The organism is Paenibacillus sp. sgz302164 (assembly GCF_056120505.1).
Genome location: NZ_JBVYOL010000055.1, coordinates 1 through 17,238, shown reverse-complemented (window position 1 = coordinate 17,238; position 17,238 = coordinate 1). Strand labels below are relative to the sequence as shown.

The window sequence follows — 17,238 nt, the reverse complement described above, 5'->3', positions numbered from 1 at the left end:
CATTCAGATATGAAGTTAGGTCTCTTTAGAAACCCCCTAGTTTTGTTGTTCATTTCTGAGCAGGTTGTCTAGGAACAACGCGCACGGGTAGTACCAGCGTAGCTGAAACTACCCGCAAACACATGGATAAAATTGTAAGGACCCTCCACTTTTGAGAGTTCTCTTTATGAATGATAAATGTACCAATTGTAGCCTGTTCGTTAAACTACGTACCCATAGTAACGGGGATGTCCTTTCATAGGCATACAGGCAACCTCCTCGACCGGATTGCCTCTATATGTGAACGCGCGGTTGAAGACGGGTTGGATGTGACGTTTACTGTTAAAGTGTTGGCGAGATCTCTTTCTGCTATAATCTGGCTGGCTTAAAGGTTTGAAAATTGCCACAGAGCAACTTAAATATCTAGTAGACGTCCATTATCATTCCATTGGCCGTACATTTTGTTTTCTCTCGTGTTTGCTATGAATTTGTCTAATCTGCTATCAAATAATTCCGGTTGATTTTTTATGCTTTGTATCGTGTCGATCCGAACTCTTTTATACAGATCCGGAAATGCCTTGAAGTTCTCATATACTTGCTTTTCCTCTTTCAGCCTTTGCTCTATAACCGAATCGATTCGAAAAGAATCGTAATCCATATCAGGAAGAACCTTTCTTCCTTCGTCTGTCATCAAACCCAACTTTTCGAGGCGGCGGACACGTTCTTTATTCAATTCAGTCCATTTTCAGATATTTTCTTCTTGACTCCATCGATCCATCCAAAGCACAAAGCTTCCTCGACCGCGTCCAAATATAAGAGCGTATCCGATTTGGGCGCCATACTAACCAAGACCCAACAATATTTTTTAGTTTTACTATTTTCCTGCAGCCAAAACCTCAACTCTTCTCTCGATTTTACGGGAATTAAATGATCCAGTTCCATATTTGAAAAAGAATTTCCTTTCTACATTTATCATATATCCGTTAATTCATGCTTGCTTTCTCAACATGTGATTTGGAAATTGCTGCTTTTATCATGATCAGTATGAAAGTAAGCGACAAAAGCATAATACCGCTCCAGATAAGCTGATGCGCGCCCAACTGGGAAATAAACAAGCCGCCGATCCATGTCCCTACCGTAATGCCAACATTAGAAAAGGAAACAAATAAGCTGTTACCGAATTCGGAAGCTTCTTTCGCATCAGTCATCAACAAGGCTTGACTTAGAATAAGTCCCCCGGAATGCACAGCTCCCCACACAAATACGATGACCGCCATCGGCCAAAAATGAGAACCCCAATAATAAGTAAATAAGTAAATGACCGCATATACGAGAGGAAACAGGATAACCGTTTTTGTCATGCTTTTGTTCAGAAAGAACCCGAACAAGAAGTTCCCTGCAATCATGGTGACGCCAAAGATCATCAACATCACGCTGATCCAGGTACCGTTCATATGGGTGACTTCTCCGAGATATTCGGCAAAGTAGCTATAAATCGAACTCATCGCTGTAAAGATCATCACCACGATCAAGATCGTTAACCACAATTGAGGTTTGCGCAATATGCCGAGCTGCTTGCCGAAAGACATTCTTTCCTTAACAGTCATTGAAGGAAGCCAGACCAGTATGCCTATAAAGGCAATGACGCTCACAATAGCTCCAAACAGGAAAGCAGCTTCCAGCGAAATTTTTGTGGAGAGATAGGATGTAATCGGCACGCCAAAAGCGAATCCAACGGTTACTCCGGCCATAACCTGGGTGACCGCTTTGCCGCTCTTTTCGGGAGGAACAAGGCTGGCAGCGGTCGCGAGCGCAATCGAAAAAAAGACAGAATGAAAAAACGCAGGAACAATCCGGAAAGCCAGCATAACTTCGAACCTGGTCGTATAAGCATACACCAAATTAGCGATGGCAAACATCAGGATAGCGGAAAGTAAGAGTGCTTTTCGATTCATGCCGGAAGCGAGTAATGTTAGGAATGGGCCTGAAATGGCAACGATGAAAGCAAATGCACTCACAAGGTACCCGGCCTCCGATGGTGCTATATGAAACTTTTGAGTGACTTGGGGAAGAACTCCGATCATGCCCATTTCAGTTGTTATGATGCCAAATATACCTAAAGCCAGAAAAAAGATAAGCGAAGAATAGCTATTTTTCATAAATCGTGCCTCCATCAGTGCATAAAAAAATGGCCTTCAGTTGCAAGACCATTTTCAGAATGAGTTACTGTTTGTTGGATATTATGTTATCAAGAAACTGATCTGCGTCACTATTGAATTTCCAGTTAACCCCAAACTTATCAATTAGCATTCCAAAGCACGAAGACCAAGGATAATTGGATAACGGCATGATGACATGGCCGCCAAGGGACAATTGACCAAAGTATTCTTCCAGTTTTTGCTTATCTTCGATGACTAGACTAATCAGAATAGTATTCCCTTTCACCAGCTCGCCTGTTACCGCCTTCATTGAAGGCAAAATGTCCGACATCATGATTTTCCCGCCTGCGAATTCTATGGAAGACTCCATGATCATATTTAACTCATTTTCCGGCATTGGGTAGTTTGGATCTTGCGGGATATCCCCAAATTTCGCTTTTTTTACTTCAATTGCGCTTAAAGCCTCCGAATAAAATTCAATCACTTGTTCTGCATTTCCATCAAAGTTTAAATATACAATAGCTGCCATAAAGCAATACCTCCTTCTTGTTATAAATGTAGTATACTTTATAAGAGGTGACAGCAGTATGTCACCGTTTCATACTAAAGTAGAAAAAAAGAGGGGAACCGATGGAAAAAGTTGAGAGATTAATCTCTATCATTATGATCTTGCTGAAAAAAGAGGTTGTTTCCACCAAAGAATTCGCGCAATTATTTAACGTTTCCAAAAGAACGATTCTTCGCGATATGGAAACCTTGAGTTTATCAAACATCCCTATCTATTCGGTCATTGGAGTTCATGGCGGCTACGGCATTATGGATGAATACAAGGTTGATAAACGTCTTTTAAGCAGCTCCGACTTAGAGAATATATTGACTGCGCTCGGCGGATTGGAACAAATTCTAATTAGCGAAGAAGTTGAAGTAACGATCAGAAAAATAGAAGCCATGGTTAGTCCATTGGCTCCGAAAGGTTCAATTCAACTGTCTTTTTATGATTGGGAGGGTCGGTCTGAGATTCGTCAAACCTTGAAGACATGTCAGGAAGCCATATTAAAGAGAAGATTAGTTTCATTTGATTATATAGATAAAAATGGCACTGCGACGAAAAGAACTGTCGAGCCCTATCAGCTTCATTTTAGCGAAACGAGTTGGTATTTGAAAGGATTCTGTTTACATCGCATGAGATATAGAACGTTCAAATTATCTCGGATCGATCATCTTAAAATGAATGAACAAACGTTTAGCCCTAGAGATGATTTGTTGGAACAAGAGCAGGAAGCAAGTTATCAACCGGAACTAGTCACAGTCAAGGCGTTGATTTCGCCTGGCATAAAAGATCAATTCATTGAAAGGTACGGTCGAAAGAGTATTGAAAACTACAGTTCTGAATATTTCTTAGCCACCATCTATGTTCCTCAAAACAGTATTGGCTTTCAGTTTTTAGCGAGTTTCGGGACAAATCTGGAAATAGTAGAGCCGAAGACCTATGTTGAAGAATATCGAGATTATTTGAATAAAATGGTGGAGAAGTATACTTCAAAAGGCTCCCATTAACATCAAAATGTTGGCGGCGCATATTCTTAAAAAACTATGCTGCCTGTTAGCTCAGTCCCCTATGAATAATATAAGTTCCGATACTCACTCTTTTAGGAACTTTTCAGGGTATGATGATCGTGAAAACGCTCCCGAAGACCTTTAAAGAGTTGCTGGCCATGCACGCAGATTCGATGAAAAAGAAGAAGGCGGTGTATTTATTTGAATCCTCCTGGAAGAAAAAATACACCGAGCGAGGAATCCGCAAAATTTTGGCCAAATACTCCGTGGAAGCTGAACTGGCTCAAAATCTGTCACCACACATGCTCCGCCACTTTCTGCTGACCTGGCTGAAAAAGCAAGGAATCGATGATGCACTGGTTCAGCCTTATTCCGGGCATGAAAGCCGAAAATCGCTGGAAGTATATTCGAAACTAGCTATCACCGATGCACAGTTTGAATATAACGAGGTCATCAATAAGTTTCCCGTATAATTTCTGCTACTTTGCGGGTGGTGTCAGCGACGCTGTTACTACCCCATGAAGGCGGCCGACCCACATAGGTTGGGGCAGAGTGGCTGCTGCGGCCTCAACGCTTTCTCTAACCCGTCACTTGATCAACAATCTGATTTTTTATATGAAAATAGTACGCGGCAGACTTGAATTATTTTCATCTTTGGAGTGACACCGGCGACGTTATGGGAGTTTTTGCAGGTTTCTACACGGTTACAGAGATACGCCTCTCCAGTGTACGTTTTTCTGAGAAGCCTGAAATTTGCAGTTTTTTGCGATAAAACGTAGGGTTAGGCCCCTTCTGAACGATAATTCCTGTACAATCGCAGGTTTTTCGCAAAATGAATCGATTCCAGCGAAAAAGCCTGCAAAAATACATGAATTTACGTCTTTGATCGCCATCCATGAAGAATTCCTGCAAAAGTGCAGGCTTTTCGCCGAACATATGGACCCGGATTCACTTTCAGCGAAAATTCCTGCACATTTGCAGGTTTTTCGAGAAAATAGACCAATTTAAGAGGGAAAACCTGCACTTTCGCAGGTTTTTTCGTTACCATGCTGCTTCCTGGCCAGTTGTCCAGTTTTACGACCAATATGTCGCTACTTTCTTGGGCAACCTGCATTTTGCAGGTTTTCATGCTGCTGCTCAACCACATCAGACTCGCGAAGAAGGGTCATTTGTGCAAACCAGCCCAAGGCGGTGGGATGGTTACCTGCGGAGGCTGCGCACGCGGTTCCCGGTGCGCGGTGCGGAGGTTACGCACGTAGCTCCCGATGCGCGGTGTGGAAGCTACGCGTGCGGCTCCCGGCGTGCGATGTGGAAACCTGCGCACGCCGTTCCCGGTGCGTGGTGTGGAGGCTGCGCACGCGGCCCCCGGTTTTGCGCCGTGTGACGGCGGTCGGTCGGCCACATGCGGCACGCTGTCTGGCGGTTTACACCGACAAGCCGATCAATTTGTCTTTTCTACAAATGACATATTTATGTCATTTAACATAACATATAATTGAAAAAATTTCATGAAAAATTCATCATTCCCGCATTTATGTAATAAAATATAACACAAATTCATTGACTGAACGGTAGCGGCATCCTATAATCGATAAAAAGACGTAAGGGGGAATCGTTATGCATCTTACCATTCGAGAGGCGTTAACCATTTATCCTTTATCTGAAGCGAAGTTGGTAGCGGGCAAACAGGGAGACTCGCGCATTGTCAAGTCCGTGAATGTCATGGATGCGCCGGATATAGCGGATTGGACAAAATCGGGAGAAATGCTGTTTACGACGGCTTTTGCCATGAAGGATAACCCTCAAGAGACGGTCAATTTGCTGCGCAAATTAAATGACCGGGGGGCTGCGGGGCTGGGCATCAAATTGGGGCGGTTTTGGTCGGAACTGCCGAAGGTCGTCGTCGAAGAGGCGGATCGGCTGCATTTTCCCATTATTGAAATGCCGTTTCAATTTACTTTTTCCGATCAGATGAACGCACTCTTTAACGCGGAATACCGCCGCAATACGCAGGTGCTGCAAAGTGTGCTCGATAAGCAAAAAAAGCTGCTGCAATTCGGCTTGAAGCAGGATGACATGGCCTCGATGTTTCAATGGATCAGCGATATTGTCGGGTATCCGATGGCGATTGTGGGAGCCAAAAATCAGGTCATGTACAACACAAGCGCATGGAGCACCGAGCAGCTGCAGTTCAATTGGCCCTGGAAGCGCAAAGCGGGCTGGGTGCACGCGGGAAAAGAACGCGCATACCGCGTCGCTCTGATGCAGCAGGACGATGAGCATCTGGGCAGTCTGCTGGTCATGCCTGATGCCGTGCTGCTGGCGAACGTGGAGGAAGGGCTGTTTCAGCAGGCGGCGGATATTTTGTCGTTTCACATGGGTTTCACGTTCAGGTCTCATGTGGAAGCGTCGATGCAGAGGGATCTTCAGAACAGCCTCGTCCGCTATCTGGAGAAAGGAGCTCCCCTTGAAGAGTTTTTGGAGCAGGCGCGCGCCAGAGGCGTCAACCTGTTTACGGGAGCTTACCAATGCGTCGTTGCCAAAATTACCGGCATGCCGCCGCTCGCCGAAGACGGGCAATTCCGCAAGCTGAAGGAGCTTAAGCAGTATTTGGAATCCCAACCCAAATCTTCGAGTCTGCGCGCGCATCATTTTGCGATGAAGGATCAGCTGTTTTCGATTTATTCGACCTCGCTTTCCGACGGCTTTCCTGAAGAGGAGCTGACTCAACTGCTGTCCAAATATGCGGCGGATGCCGTCAATGTGGAGGACGACGGGGAGGTGGCCTTCTATGTGAGCCCGGTGAAGCTGAAGCCGCCGGCGCTCCGGGAAGCGTACATGGAATGCCAGGAGACGCACAGGCTTGCGGGGCGGTTGAAGCTGCACGACCGGGTGCTCCATTTTGAGACGATTGAGTTCGCGCATCTTTTTCAAACGGTTCCTTCCGCCGTCATGGAGGATTATTGCACGAAAATTTTGCGGCCGCTGCTGGAGAAGGATGCGGAGTATTCGCAGGAGATGATCCGCACGCTGGAAGTGTTCATCCGCAACGACGGGCAGGTCAGCGAAGCGGCGAAACAGCTGTTTATTCACCGGAATACGGTGACTTACCGGCTGGAGAAAATCAGCGATTTGCTGCAGGTCGATTTTAAAAAAGTGAACGATTTGTTGAAACTTAAAGCGGTGTTTTTGTTCCGGCAATTTCTTCACGTTAGACAAGATTAGTTGAGATCGGAATGCCATTCGTGTATTCTTGATTCAAATGCTGCAGGAGAGAGTGGAGAAATATGTGGTTGAAATTGTGGGAATTATTTATCGGTTTTGGAAGATCTACGATGCTTGGTTACGGCGGAGGGCCTTCGATTATTCCTCTGTACGAGCATGAGGCGGTAGGCAGATTCGCCTGGATGAACAAGGAGGAGTTCGGTCAGGCGCTCGCTTTCGGCAACGCGCTTCCCGGGCCGATTGCGACGAAATTGGCCGCCTACATCGGCTTTAAGGTCGCAGGCTGGCTTGGCGCGACTGTGGCCGTGTTGGCCGTCGTGATGCCGACTGCGCTGCTGATGGTGCTGCTTGTGGGCGTGATGAGCAAGCTGTCGGGCAATTCCGTCATTCGCGGCATGATCAAAGGCATTCAGCCGGTCATCTTCGTTATGCTCGCGATGCTTGCTTACGATTTTATCAAATTCGCTTTTGCGCCGATGGACGGTCCGGTCAAATTTTTGCCTTTTCTGATAGCGGCCGCTTACTTTATTATGGTGCAATATTTAGGTTTGAGCTCTGTGTGGGGAATTATCGGCGGTTTGGTGGTGGGAGCGTTATTCATGAGATGACGCAAGAGGTGGAGTCGTAAGCCCTGGGCAGCTTCTACGGAAGCTCAGGGCTTTTGCTTTTCAAGCGTAAGGACGGTGATTTCCGGCCGGCACAAAAAGCGCATCGGCATCAGTGTCGTGCCGATCCCGCGGGTCGTGTACACTTGCATCTCGGACCCGGCTGCGGTATAATGCCCCATTACATATTTATCGCCGAGGGGTGGGGTGACCAGGGCGCCGATGAACGGGAGCCGGATTTGGCCTCCGTGCGTATGCCCGGACAGCTGCAGATCGATCGCTTGCTTGGAAGCCTTGTCGGCAAAATTGGGCGAATGCGACATCAGCAGGGTGAAAGCTCCGGAATCCGCACCTTTGAGGGTTTGGGAGATGTCCGGATTGCCTGTCAGCATATCCGCTACGCCGGCGATTTGGATGAAGCCGTCTTTGTGGCGTATCGTCTGGTGCCGGTTGACCAAGGTGGTGAAGCCGCCTCCTGCGAGCATGTCTTCGGTTTTTTTGACGCCGGAATATTTATCGTGGTTGCCCAGCACGGCCCATTTGCCCAACGGCGCTTCTAGCTGCGACAGGATTTCGCTTGTTGCTGCGGGGTCTTCCGTTACGGACGTATCGAACAAGTCTCCTGTAAAACAAAGCAAATCCGCCTGCTCGCGCGCAATCAGGTCGACTACTTTTTGCAAATGACCGAGATTAAAATGGTGGCCGATATGAGTGTCGCTGAATTGCAGCAGTTTGATGCCGTGAAAAGCTTCGGGAAGCCTTTTGAAACGGAGCGTATGGCGCATAATTTCGTAGCGGCGCGGCTCCACAAAGGCTGAGTAGCCAGCTGTCAGACCGCCTGCAGCGAACAAGGAGCCGGCAAGAGCAAGCCCTTTTTTAAAAAAAGAACGTCTAGTCATAAGCTGAGGATTTGGCATGTATACTCTTCCTCTTTTGGATAAGTTTTGCTTTCATTATAGCAGCATCCGAGCGGAAGATGCGAATTATGGGATGCAGTCATCCCCAATTGGAAACCGGAGGTATGTACAATGGCAGGAATAGTGATTCAAGGAGCGCAAATCGTCACGATGAACGGGCAGGAGGAAGTATTTGTCGGCGACGTCAGGGTCGAACGGGACCGGATTGTCGAAATCGGGTCGTCCATTGCGCCGGAAGCCGGCGATGAAGTGATCGACGCAGCGGGAAAAGTGCTGATTCCCGGTTTGATTCAAACGCACATTCATTTGTGCCAAACATTGTTCCGCGGCCAGGCGGACGATCTCGAGCTGCTCGATTGGCTGCGCAAGCGGATTTGGCCGCTTGAAGCTGCGCATGACGAGGAATCCGTCTATTATTCGGCGATGCTGGGACTCGGCGAGCTGATTCGCAGCGGGACGACTTCGATCGTTGATATGGAGACGGTCAATCATACGGATTCGGCGTTCCGCGCCATGTCGGAGAGCGGCATTCGCGCGTTGTCCGGCAAGGTGATGATGGATTACGGCTCGGAAGTACCGAGCATGCTGATCGAGAAGACGGACGACTCGGTTCGGGAAAGCGTGAAGCTTTTGGAGAAGTGGCACAACCACGACGGCGGCAGGCTGCAGTATGCGTTCTGCCCGCGGTTCGTCGTCTCCTGCACGGAGGAGCTGCTCATCCAGGTCAGAGATTTGTCCGCTAAATATGGGGTCAAAGTCCATACGCACGCCTCGGAAAATCAAAAGGAAATCGAACTGGTCGAAGCTCAGCGCGGCATGCGCAATATCGTCTATCTGGAGCATATCGGGCTTGCGAATCCGAATTTGATCCTCGCTCATTGCATTTGGCTCGACGAACAGGAGAAGGAAATTCTTCGCAAACACCGTGTCAAAGTGAGCCATTGCCCGGGCTCCAATCTCAAGCTGGCCTCGGGTGTGGCCGAAGTGCCCGATCTGCTCTCCAGGGAGATCATTCTCAGCCTGGGCGCGGACGGTGCGCCGTGCAACAACAATCTCGATATGTTCCACGAAATGAGGCTGTCCTCGCACCTGCAAAAGGTGCAGCATGGACCGACGGCCATGGACGCGAAAACCGTATTTCGCATGGCGACGATGGGCGGCGCTCGCGTCATGGGGATGGAAGAGGAAATCGGCAGCATCGAGAAAGGGAAAAAAGCCGACCTTGTGCTGGTTGATCTCAACGATTTCCACACGTATCCTTCTTCCGAAGTCGACGTTTACGGCAGACTGGTGTATTCGGCGACCCGCGCCGATGTGGAAATGACGATGATCGACGGCAAAATCGTCATGAGGGACCGCATCATCCGGACGATTGACAAGCCTACGGTGCTGAAGGAAGCGAACCGCTCCATCGAGCGGCTTTTGAGAAGATTGCCTGACATTCATTGATTCCGCCGGCATCACCATTTGCATATGCCGCTCCCTTAAATTATAATAATTCTCAAGTACGAGAGGGAGGGAGTTATTCATATGTCTACATGGAAAGAATTGACTACGCTAGAACAATGGCAGCAAGTTTTGGAGCAATCCTCCGGTAAGCCTACCGTTGTCCTGAAGCACAGTACGGCATGTCCGGTAAGCGCGAGCGCGCTTGAAGAGTACGATGAGTACCTGGCTGGCAGCCCGAACGAAGACGTCGACTATTATTTGGTTAAAGTGATCGAAACCCGCCCGGTATCCAATCAAATCGCCGAGGATTTGGGGGTCAAGCACGCTTCGCCGCAAATTCTTTATTTCAAAAATAAAGAGTCGATCTGGAACACTTCACACTGGTCGGTCACGACGAAACATATAACAGCCGTGCTGAATTAATGAAGAAAAAGCCTTGAGGACAGTTTGACGTCCCCGAGGCTTTTTTTTAATTGAAATTTCCGTCCAGCAGCGTGGAAAACAGCGAGGCCGGCATCGGCTTGCAGAACAGATAGCCCTGCATTTCGTAACATCCGAGCCGCGGCAGCGCATCTTTTTGCAGCTCGGTTTCGACCCCTTCGACGATGACGCCGAGGTTCAAATTTTGCGCGAGTCCGACGATAGATGCAACGATTGCGGATTCCGAACGGTTCGTTATGTTGGTGATAAAAGAACGGTCAATTTTGAGCCGGTGAATCGGGAACTTGCTTAAATAACTGAGCGATGAAAAGCCTGTTCCGAAGTCGTCGATCGAGATTTGGATGCCCAGGGACACAAGTTCGTTCAAACGCTCAATGATCGGCTCGGTGTTGTGCATTGCGATGCTTTCGGTAATTTCCAGCTCCAGCGAAGCGGGAGGGAGGCCGGTTTGATCGAGCACCTGCTTCACGGAGCGGACGAGTTCCTCGTCTCTGAGCTGAATTTGCGAAAGGTTGACGGCGATGCGCAGGTCCCCGTGGCCCTGTTCCTGCCATCTTTTGCACTGCTTGCAGGCAATTTCCAGGACGCGCGAGCCGATCGGAACGATCAGGCCGGTTTCTTCGGCAATGGCGATAAAATCGCCCGGGTACAGAAGATCGCGCGTCGGATGATCCCAGCGTACAAGCGCTTCCATGCCGACGACGGCATTCGTGTTCACATCGATTTGCGGCTGGTAGTGGACGACAAATTCATCGTGCTGCAGCGCTTTGTGCAGCTCGTTTTCCAACTGGCGGCGGTGAATGGCTTCCTCGTGCATCGCTTTGGAATATATTTTCACATGGTTTTTGCCCTGTTCTTTCACTTTATACAGAGCGGTGTCGGCGTTATGGATCAAATCTTCCGCATGACAGCCATGCTCCGGGTAGAACGCCATGCCGATGCTGACCGACAAGTAAAAATCTTGACCCTGCACGGCAAAAGGCTTGCGAATTTCGTGCAAAATCCGCTCCGCAACCGGCGCGGCGTCGTCCTGACCGCTGATCAGCGGCAGACAGACCGTAAACTCGTCGCCGCCCATGCGCCCGACCGTATCCTGCTCGCGGACGCTGCTTTTCAGCCGCTTGGCGACCTCTTTCAAAACCTGATCGCCGACTCCGTGTCCGAGCGAATCGTTAATGAATTTGAATCCGTCCAGGTCGAGATACAAAATGGCGATTTGGCTGCGCTGGCTGTCGGCTTCGCCCAGATGCGACATCACTTTCCGCTCGAACATTCTGCGGTTGGGCAGGTCTGTCAAGGCATCGTAGTAAGCCATGTATTGAATTAAATCTTCGGCTTCCTTTTGCTGCGTGATGTTTTTGGCTATGAAGTAGACGCCGCTGATGGCGCCGTTGATCGAAATGGGCACGAGAATGACGTTAAGCTCGATGCGGGAGCCGTTTTTATGAACAATTGCGGTTTCAAAATTTTGCGGCCGCCCGAGCAGCGTGCGCTCCAGCCGTCCGATGATTTTGTCCAAATGTTCCGGCACGCAAAGCTCCCTTAGCGAATGCTGACCAAATTCCGCCTGCGAATAGCCGGTCAGCTTGCAGGTTGCGGGATTGAAGCCGATCAGATTGCCTGACGAATCAAGCGAGACGACCGCATCCGGATTGTTGTCAAACAAAGACTGGAACTGCTGCCTGCTTTCCTGGAGGTTCCGTTCGGTCTTTTTATACTCTCCCACATCCCAAATCATGCTGGCGTAAGCGACGATGCTCCCTTCCTGATTGCGGATCGGGGCGACCGTCTCATTCACCTGAATATTCGTGCGGTTTTTATGCTTGCGGCGATGCTCCATTTTGTCGTATTCCCATCTGTGGGCAAGAAGCAGCTTTTCATACGCGTCCAGTTCCTCTTCAGGAATGGTCGGCAGGGGGAGGCCAAGCAGCTCTTCTTGATGCCAGCCGAACATTTGCTCGAAATTATGATTGATATACTTCACATGATGCTGAAGATCGCAAACGGCAAAAGCTACTGCAGCGTGCTCCATTAAAGCTTCGACCACTTCCTGGATGTAATGTGGATCATATTCCAGTTTGTTCCATTGTTCTATGCTATTGGATGACGTCAACAGTGCAACCCCCGATTATCACAAATCCGAATTGTATCGATTAAATTATATATGAAAATGTTGGAATTGAAAAAGTTTTTTGTCAAGTGGTTGGCAAGCCGCCCGTCCTTCGATATACTAATACGGCAACTTATGCCAGATGAAGACACCGGGGAGTTTACGTATGCCAATCAACAGTAAAATCAAAGTACCGCTTATTTTATTTCTTGCCGTTGGAATTATTGCCATTTCTTTTTCTGCGATTTTTGTAAAATGGTCGGATGCGCCCGCCTCGGTGCTGGCCATGTACAGGCTGCTTTTGACCAATGTGCTGATGCTGCCTTTTGTCTGGCGGTATATGGCCGAAATGTCGCGCATCTCTGTGCGGAACTGGATTCGGATCGCGGCTTCCGGCGCCGCCTTGGGCCTGCATTTTTTATGGTGGATGGATTCGCTGAATTACACGACCGTAGCAAGTTCCACCGCGATTCTTACACTTGAGCCGATCTTTGTCATGCTGGGATCTTTTCTGCTGTTCAGTCACCGGACAAGCCGTACGGCGGTGCTGAGCATGATTATGGCCATTGCCGGAGCGATCTTCATCGGGTGGGGAGATTTCCGCTTTTCCGGCGAGGGGCTTAAGGGAGACTTGCTTTCTTTGCTGGGGACAGTTGCAGTTGCAGTTGCGGTTCATATGCTGCTGGGCAAAAGCTTGCGCGAACACATCTCCGCCTTTGTCTACAGTTTTTTTGTCTTTTTGAGCGCAGGACTCGTTCTTGCGGTGTACAACGTTTGCATGCACAAGTCTTTTACGGGATATTCGCTTGACGACTGGGGCGTGTTTCTGCTTTTGGCCGTCGTGCCGACCGTGTTCGGCCACTACATATTTAACTGGCTGCTGAAATATATGAACGCCGCATCGGTATCCATGACCGTGTTGGGGGAACCGCTCGGAGCCTCGCTGCTCGCTTACTTCCTGCTGGGAGAATCCATTACGGGAATGCAGATGTGGGCCGGGTGTCTGCTGCTGCTTGGTGTCGCTATGTTTCTGCGCAGCAGCGAAGGGAAGGGGGCTTAAATTTTTTTGAGCATTTATTGAACTTTGGTCAATTGAAGTTAGGAAGTGGCAGGGGCTTATATCATAACGGAGGTGGCTCGTGAAATTTCGGGATTTTCATCGCAATGTTAAGATTCGTTTTTATCTTTCGTTTTTGTCTGGAACCGCCAACAATATGGTGCTGCCGTTCATGTCCATTTACTTTTCCGGAAAGCTGGGAGATACGACTGCGGGTTTGGCCGTTATTGCGGGCATCCTGGCCGGTTTGGCCGCCGGCATTTGGGGAGGCTACTATGCGGACCGGATCGGCCGCAAAAAGCTGATGCTCACAGCCGAAGCCGGGTGCACGGCGGCATTTGCCGCGATGGCGATGTCCAACTCGCCCTGGTTCGAATCGCCCGTCGTCACTTTCGCGATGATGATTCTCGTCAGCATGCTGTGGGGGCTGCACGCCCCGGCGAACGATGCGATGCTGCTCGACGTCACGGAGCCCGAATCGCGCAAATACATGTACGCGTTCAAATATTGGATCAACAACTTGTCGCTTGCGGTTGCCGGCATTGCAGGGGCGTTTTTATTCAAATCGTATTTGTTCGAACTGTTTGTTTTGCTGACTTGCATCGGTCTGATCACTTTGCTCGTGACTTATTTTTTCATCGAAGAAGTGTACGTGCCCTTCAAAGAGGCGGATGCGCAGGGCGGCGAACGCCCGAAAGCGATGTCCCTGTGGGCGAACTACGCGCAGGTAATGAAAGATTCGACGTTTATGATATTTACCGTGGCATGTCTTTTGCTCGTTTCGGTAGAGTTCCACACGGGCAATTATGTTGCCGTCCGACTGGGCAAAGAGATGATGGACGCGCCGTTCATCGATTGGGGCACCATTTCCTTGCACGTCGATGGCCTACAGATGGTCGGCTTTTTGCGGACGGAAAATACGGTGCTTGTCGTGCTGCTTTCCGCAGCTGCGAGATTCGTTATCGGACGGTTCCCGGACAAAAAGGTGCTGTTCGTCGGATATACGCTGTATATTGCCGGTTACAGCTATGTGGTATACAGCAATCAGCCATGGCTTCTGCTGCTGTCCATGCTTATCGCAACGTGCGGCGAGTTGATGTATGTTCCCGTCAACCAGGCGTATTTGGGAAATATGGCGCCGGAGCACGCAAGAAGCTCTTACATGGCGGTAAACGGCATGCTGTACAAAATCGCTCTGCTGATCGGCGGGGGCGGCGTCATCCTTGGGAGCATCCTGCCTTTGTGGACGATGGCCGTATTGATCGGCTTGACCGGAGTTGCGGGCATGCTGCTGTTTTACTCCATCGTGCACCGCCTCGACCGGCGCAAAGAGAACGGCCGCTCTCCGCGGAATGCCGCTGCCGCTTCGACATGAGGCAGGTGTCCGCGATTGCTCCATCGCGCACCGCCTCGACCGGCGCAAAGAGAACGGCCGCTCTCCGCGGAATGCCGCTGCCGCTTCGACATGAGGCAGGTGTCCGCGATTGCTCCATCGCGCACCGCCTCGACCGGCGCAAAGAGAACGGCCGCTCTCCGCGGAATGCCGCTGCCGCTTCGACATGAGGCAGGTGTCCGCGATTGCTCCATCGCGCACCGCCTCGACCGGCGCAAAGAGAACGGCCGCTCTCCGCGGAATGCCGCTGCCGCTTCGACTTGAAGTAGGTGTCCGCGATTGCTCCATCGCGCACCGCCTCGACCGGCGCAAAGAGAACGGCCGCTCTCCGCGGAATGCCATTGCCGCTTCGACTTGAAGCAGGTGTCCGCGAAGGCGGCGGCCGCAAGTTTTTGAAGGGGCTTACTGTCCGGCTGCAAACTCGGCTTTGATTTTGTCGAGCAGCTCCTTGTCGGCTATGGCGTCGTAAGCGGTGAAGGCCAAAGCTTTGGCGGTGAAAATCATGCCTTCCAAAGCTCTGTCCTGCATCGCCAAATCGCGGAACTCTTTGGTGTGAAGCATATGTTTCTCGTCCACGACTTTGACGAACGGATGAATGGTCGGGCAATGCGTCGAAACGTTGCCGAGGTCGAGCGATCCGTGATCTTTGCCGGTTTCAATCTCGTCCTCCGTGATGCCCATTTCCACAAGATTGCGCGTAAAGACCGCCGACAGCGTCTCATTCGTTCGCAGCTCGTCGTACGAGTACTCATAGTTGGACGTTTGCAGCGTGCAGCCCGTTTGGAGAGCGGCGCCTTCCGCGCAGCGCAGCACTTTTTGCACGAGTTCGTCCGTATAGCTGCGGGAGGCGGACCTTACGTAGAACTGCGCGGCGGCGTAGTCAGGAATGATGTTCGGCGCTTTGCCGCCCTCGCTGATAATGCCGTGAATTCTCGCGTCCGATTTGACCTGCTGCCGCATCGCGTTGATGGAATTGAACAGTTGGAGCACCGCATCCAGCGCGTTAATGCCTTCGTGAGGCTGCGCAGCGGCATGGGCGGAACGGCCGAAATATTCGAACTGTATCGCGTCCATCGCGAGCGATTCGCCGGATTTCTCATACGTATAGTAGGGATGGGCCATAAGCGCAATGTCGACGTCGTCGAACAGCCCGGCTTCGGACATCGGCACTTTGGCGCCTTTCGTCTCTTCGGCGGGGGTTCCGTATACGCGAATGCTGCCGCCTGTTTCCGCGAGGACGGACTGCAGGCCTACGGCCGCCCCGATGCTCATCATGCAAATCAAATGGTGCCCGCAGGCATGGCCCAGCTCGGGAAGCGCGTCGTACTCGGCCAGAAAAGCGACGACAGGTCCCGGCTTGCCGGAATCGTAGGTGGCGAGAAACGAGGTGGGTATGTCCAGAATCCCGCGCTCAACCTGAAAGCCATGGGATGCCAACTGTTCGGTAAGCTTGGCGGCGGCCAAAAATTCCTGATGGCCTAACTCGGGATTCGCCCCGATAAAGCCGGATATTTCTTTGAATTTGCCGGCGTGCCGGTCTATAGTTTGCGCGATCATCGTTTTCATTTTGCAAAAACTCCTCGTTTGAATAATGATTGAAAAACATCGTTTCGCGGGGACCTCCACGCGACGATGAAAAACCATCGTCCCCAGCAGCGTCAGCGGCGATAGGTGCCTCCATCGGGCGCCGAGCCGAAAATCAACGTTCTAGCATTGGAACGTGAAGCGTTGGCTGCGTGGAAAAAGATACGCCGGTATACTTGCTAGCGAGTTAAGCGTAGGGGCAAGTGAATTGCTTGCTGGCAGGCCCATATGGCGGCGAACGAGATACTTGTTAGCGAGGCTGTACGTCGGCGAGCGAAAAATATGCTCGCCTCGAATCACTAGCCCGCGTGCAAAAAACCTGCAAAAGTACATCTTTTTTGCGTCGAGAAGCGCTGTCCGCGAAATATTCCTGNGCCATCCTTGCAGGCGAGGCCTACAGAGTGGTGAGCGGAAAAACATGCTCACCAGGGAATCACTAGCCGCGCGCAGAAAGCCTGCAAAAGTACATCTTTTTTGCGTCGAGAAGCGCTGTCCGCGAAATATTCCTGCAAAACTGCAGGCTTTTCGCTGGAATTATGGGCCCGGCCGCCTCTTAGCCGGAAATTCCTGCACAATTGCAGGAATTTCCCGAAATCGGCCCGCTTCCCCCGAAAAAGCCTGCACTTTCGCAGGCTTTTTGGGCTGGCAAGCCGCCATGCCATCCTTGCAGGCGAGGCCTACAGAGTGGTGAGCGGAAAAACATGCTCACCAGGGAATCACTAGCCGCGCGCAGAAAGCCTGCAAAAGTACATCTTTTTTGCG

Annotated in this window: 16 protein-coding genes and 1 pseudogene; 9 read left to right on the top strand and 8 right to left on the bottom strand. The window is 50.4% G+C overall.

Annotated elements, in window-relative coordinates:
• Positions 1-394: 394 nt before the first annotated feature.
• From AC0LWT_RS38430 to AC0LWT_RS38420, 3 genes and pseudogenes are all read right to left on the bottom strand, one after another.
• Positions 395-921 (bottom strand): annotated as a pseudogene (locus AC0LWT_RS38430) (YdeI/OmpD-associated family protein).
• 41 nt (positions 922-962) lie between these two features.
• Positions 963-2,138, bottom strand: a complete 1,176-nt coding sequence (locus tag AC0LWT_RS38425; RefSeq protein WP_474687230.1) for an MFS transporter — start codon at positions 2,136-2,138, stop codon at positions 963-965.
• 64 nt (positions 2,139-2,202) lie between these two features.
• Positions 2,203-2,667 (bottom strand): VOC family protein, encoded by a 465-nt coding sequence (locus AC0LWT_RS38420; protein WP_474687228.1) that lies wholly within the window; start codon positions 2,665-2,667, stop codon positions 2,203-2,205.
• A 101-nt stretch (positions 2,668-2,768) separates the two neighbouring features.
• On the opposite strand from AC0LWT_RS38420, the gene AC0LWT_RS38415 reads away from it, so the two are divergent.
• Positions 2,769-3,695, top strand: coding sequence for a helix-turn-helix transcriptional regulator (locus AC0LWT_RS38415; protein WP_474687226.1), 927 nt, complete (start codon positions 2,769-2,771; stop codon positions 3,693-3,695).
• A 110-nt stretch (positions 3,696-3,805) separates the two neighbouring features.
• Entirely contained in the window at positions 3,806-4,168 is a 363-nt protein-coding gene (locus AC0LWT_RS38410) for a tyrosine-type recombinase/integrase (protein WP_474687225.1), read from the top strand.
• A gap of 401 nt (positions 4,169-4,569) precedes the next feature.
• On the opposite strand, the gene AC0LWT_RS38405 is transcribed toward AC0LWT_RS38410, so the two are convergent.
• A complete protein-coding gene (locus AC0LWT_RS38405) occupies positions 4,570-4,836 on the bottom strand; it encodes a hypothetical protein (protein WP_474687223.1) in 267 nt (88 codons plus the stop codon).
• Positions 4,837-5,312: 476 nt separating this feature from the next.
• Here AC0LWT_RS38405 and AC0LWT_RS38400 point away from each other — a divergent pair, with 476 nt between their 5' ends.
• Together AC0LWT_RS38400 and AC0LWT_RS38395 are read left to right on the top strand one after the other, a co-directional pair.
• The gene (locus AC0LWT_RS38400) at positions 5,313-6,920 is read left to right on the top strand and encodes a PucR family transcriptional regulator (protein ID WP_474687221.1); all 1,608 of its coding nucleotides are present in this window, start codon (positions 5,313-5,315) and stop codon (positions 6,918-6,920) included.
• Between the two features lie 62 nt (positions 6,921-6,982).
• Complete coding sequence (locus tag AC0LWT_RS38395; RefSeq protein ID WP_474687220.1) at positions 6,983-7,528, top strand: chromate transporter; 546 nt, start codon at positions 6,983-6,985, stop codon at positions 7,526-7,528.
• A 44-nt stretch (positions 7,529-7,572) separates the two neighbouring features.
• On the opposite strand, the gene AC0LWT_RS38390 is transcribed toward AC0LWT_RS38395, so the two are convergent.
• Positions 7,573-8,442 (bottom strand): metallophosphoesterase, encoded by an 870-nt coding sequence (locus tag AC0LWT_RS38390; protein WP_474687218.1) that lies wholly within the window; start codon positions 8,440-8,442, stop codon positions 7,573-7,575.
• Positions 8,443-8,553: 111 nt separating this feature from the next.
• On the opposite strand from AC0LWT_RS38390, the gene AC0LWT_RS38385 reads away from it, so the two are divergent.
• Together AC0LWT_RS38385 and ytxJ are read left to right on the top strand one after the other, a co-directional pair.
• A complete protein-coding gene (locus AC0LWT_RS38385) occupies positions 8,554-9,891 on the top strand; it encodes a 5'-deoxyadenosine deaminase (RefSeq protein ID WP_474687216.1) in 1,338 nt (445 codons plus the stop codon).
• A gap of 81 nt (positions 9,892-9,972) precedes the next feature.
• Positions 9,973-10,314, top strand: coding sequence for a bacillithiol system redox-active protein YtxJ (gene ytxJ, locus AC0LWT_RS38380; protein ID WP_474687215.1), 342 nt, complete (start codon positions 9,973-9,975; stop codon positions 10,312-10,314).
• 46 nt (positions 10,315-10,360) lie between these two features.
• On the opposite strand, the gene AC0LWT_RS38375 is transcribed toward ytxJ, so the two are convergent.
• Positions 10,361-12,445, bottom strand: coding sequence for a putative bifunctional diguanylate cyclase/phosphodiesterase (locus AC0LWT_RS38375; protein WP_474687213.1), 2,085 nt, complete (start codon positions 12,443-12,445; stop codon positions 10,361-10,363).
• A gap of 163 nt (positions 12,446-12,608) precedes the next feature.
• Here AC0LWT_RS38375 and AC0LWT_RS38370 point away from each other — a divergent pair, with 163 nt between their 5' ends.
• The 3 genes from AC0LWT_RS38370 (at position 12,609) to AC0LWT_RS38360 (ending at position 15,250) form a co-directional block, all read left to right on the top strand.
• On the top strand, positions 12,609-13,502 hold the full coding sequence (locus AC0LWT_RS38370; protein ID WP_474687211.1) for a DMT family transporter: 894 nt from the start codon (positions 12,609-12,611) through the stop codon (positions 13,500-13,502).
• Between the two features lie 79 nt (positions 13,503-13,581).
• Positions 13,582-14,874: an MFS transporter gene (locus AC0LWT_RS38365; RefSeq protein ID WP_474687210.1), complete on the top strand. Its 1,293-nt coding sequence runs from the start codon at positions 13,582-13,584 to the stop codon at positions 14,872-14,874.
• 109 nt (positions 14,875-14,983) lie between these two features.
• A complete protein-coding gene (locus AC0LWT_RS38360) occupies positions 14,984-15,250 on the top strand; it encodes a hypothetical protein (RefSeq protein WP_474687208.1) in 267 nt (88 codons plus the stop codon).
• Positions 15,251-15,294: 44 nt separating this feature from the next.
• Here the strand turns inward: AC0LWT_RS38360 and AC0LWT_RS38355 are convergent, their stop codons facing one another.
• Complete coding sequence (locus AC0LWT_RS38355; protein WP_474687206.1) at positions 15,295-16,458, bottom strand: M20 family metallopeptidase; 1,164 nt, start codon at positions 16,456-16,458, stop codon at positions 15,295-15,297.
• Positions 16,459-17,029: 571 nt separating this feature from the next.
• A partial coding sequence (locus AC0LWT_RS38350; protein WP_474687205.1) for a hypothetical protein occupies positions 17,030-17,238 on the bottom strand: 209 nt, incomplete at its 5' end.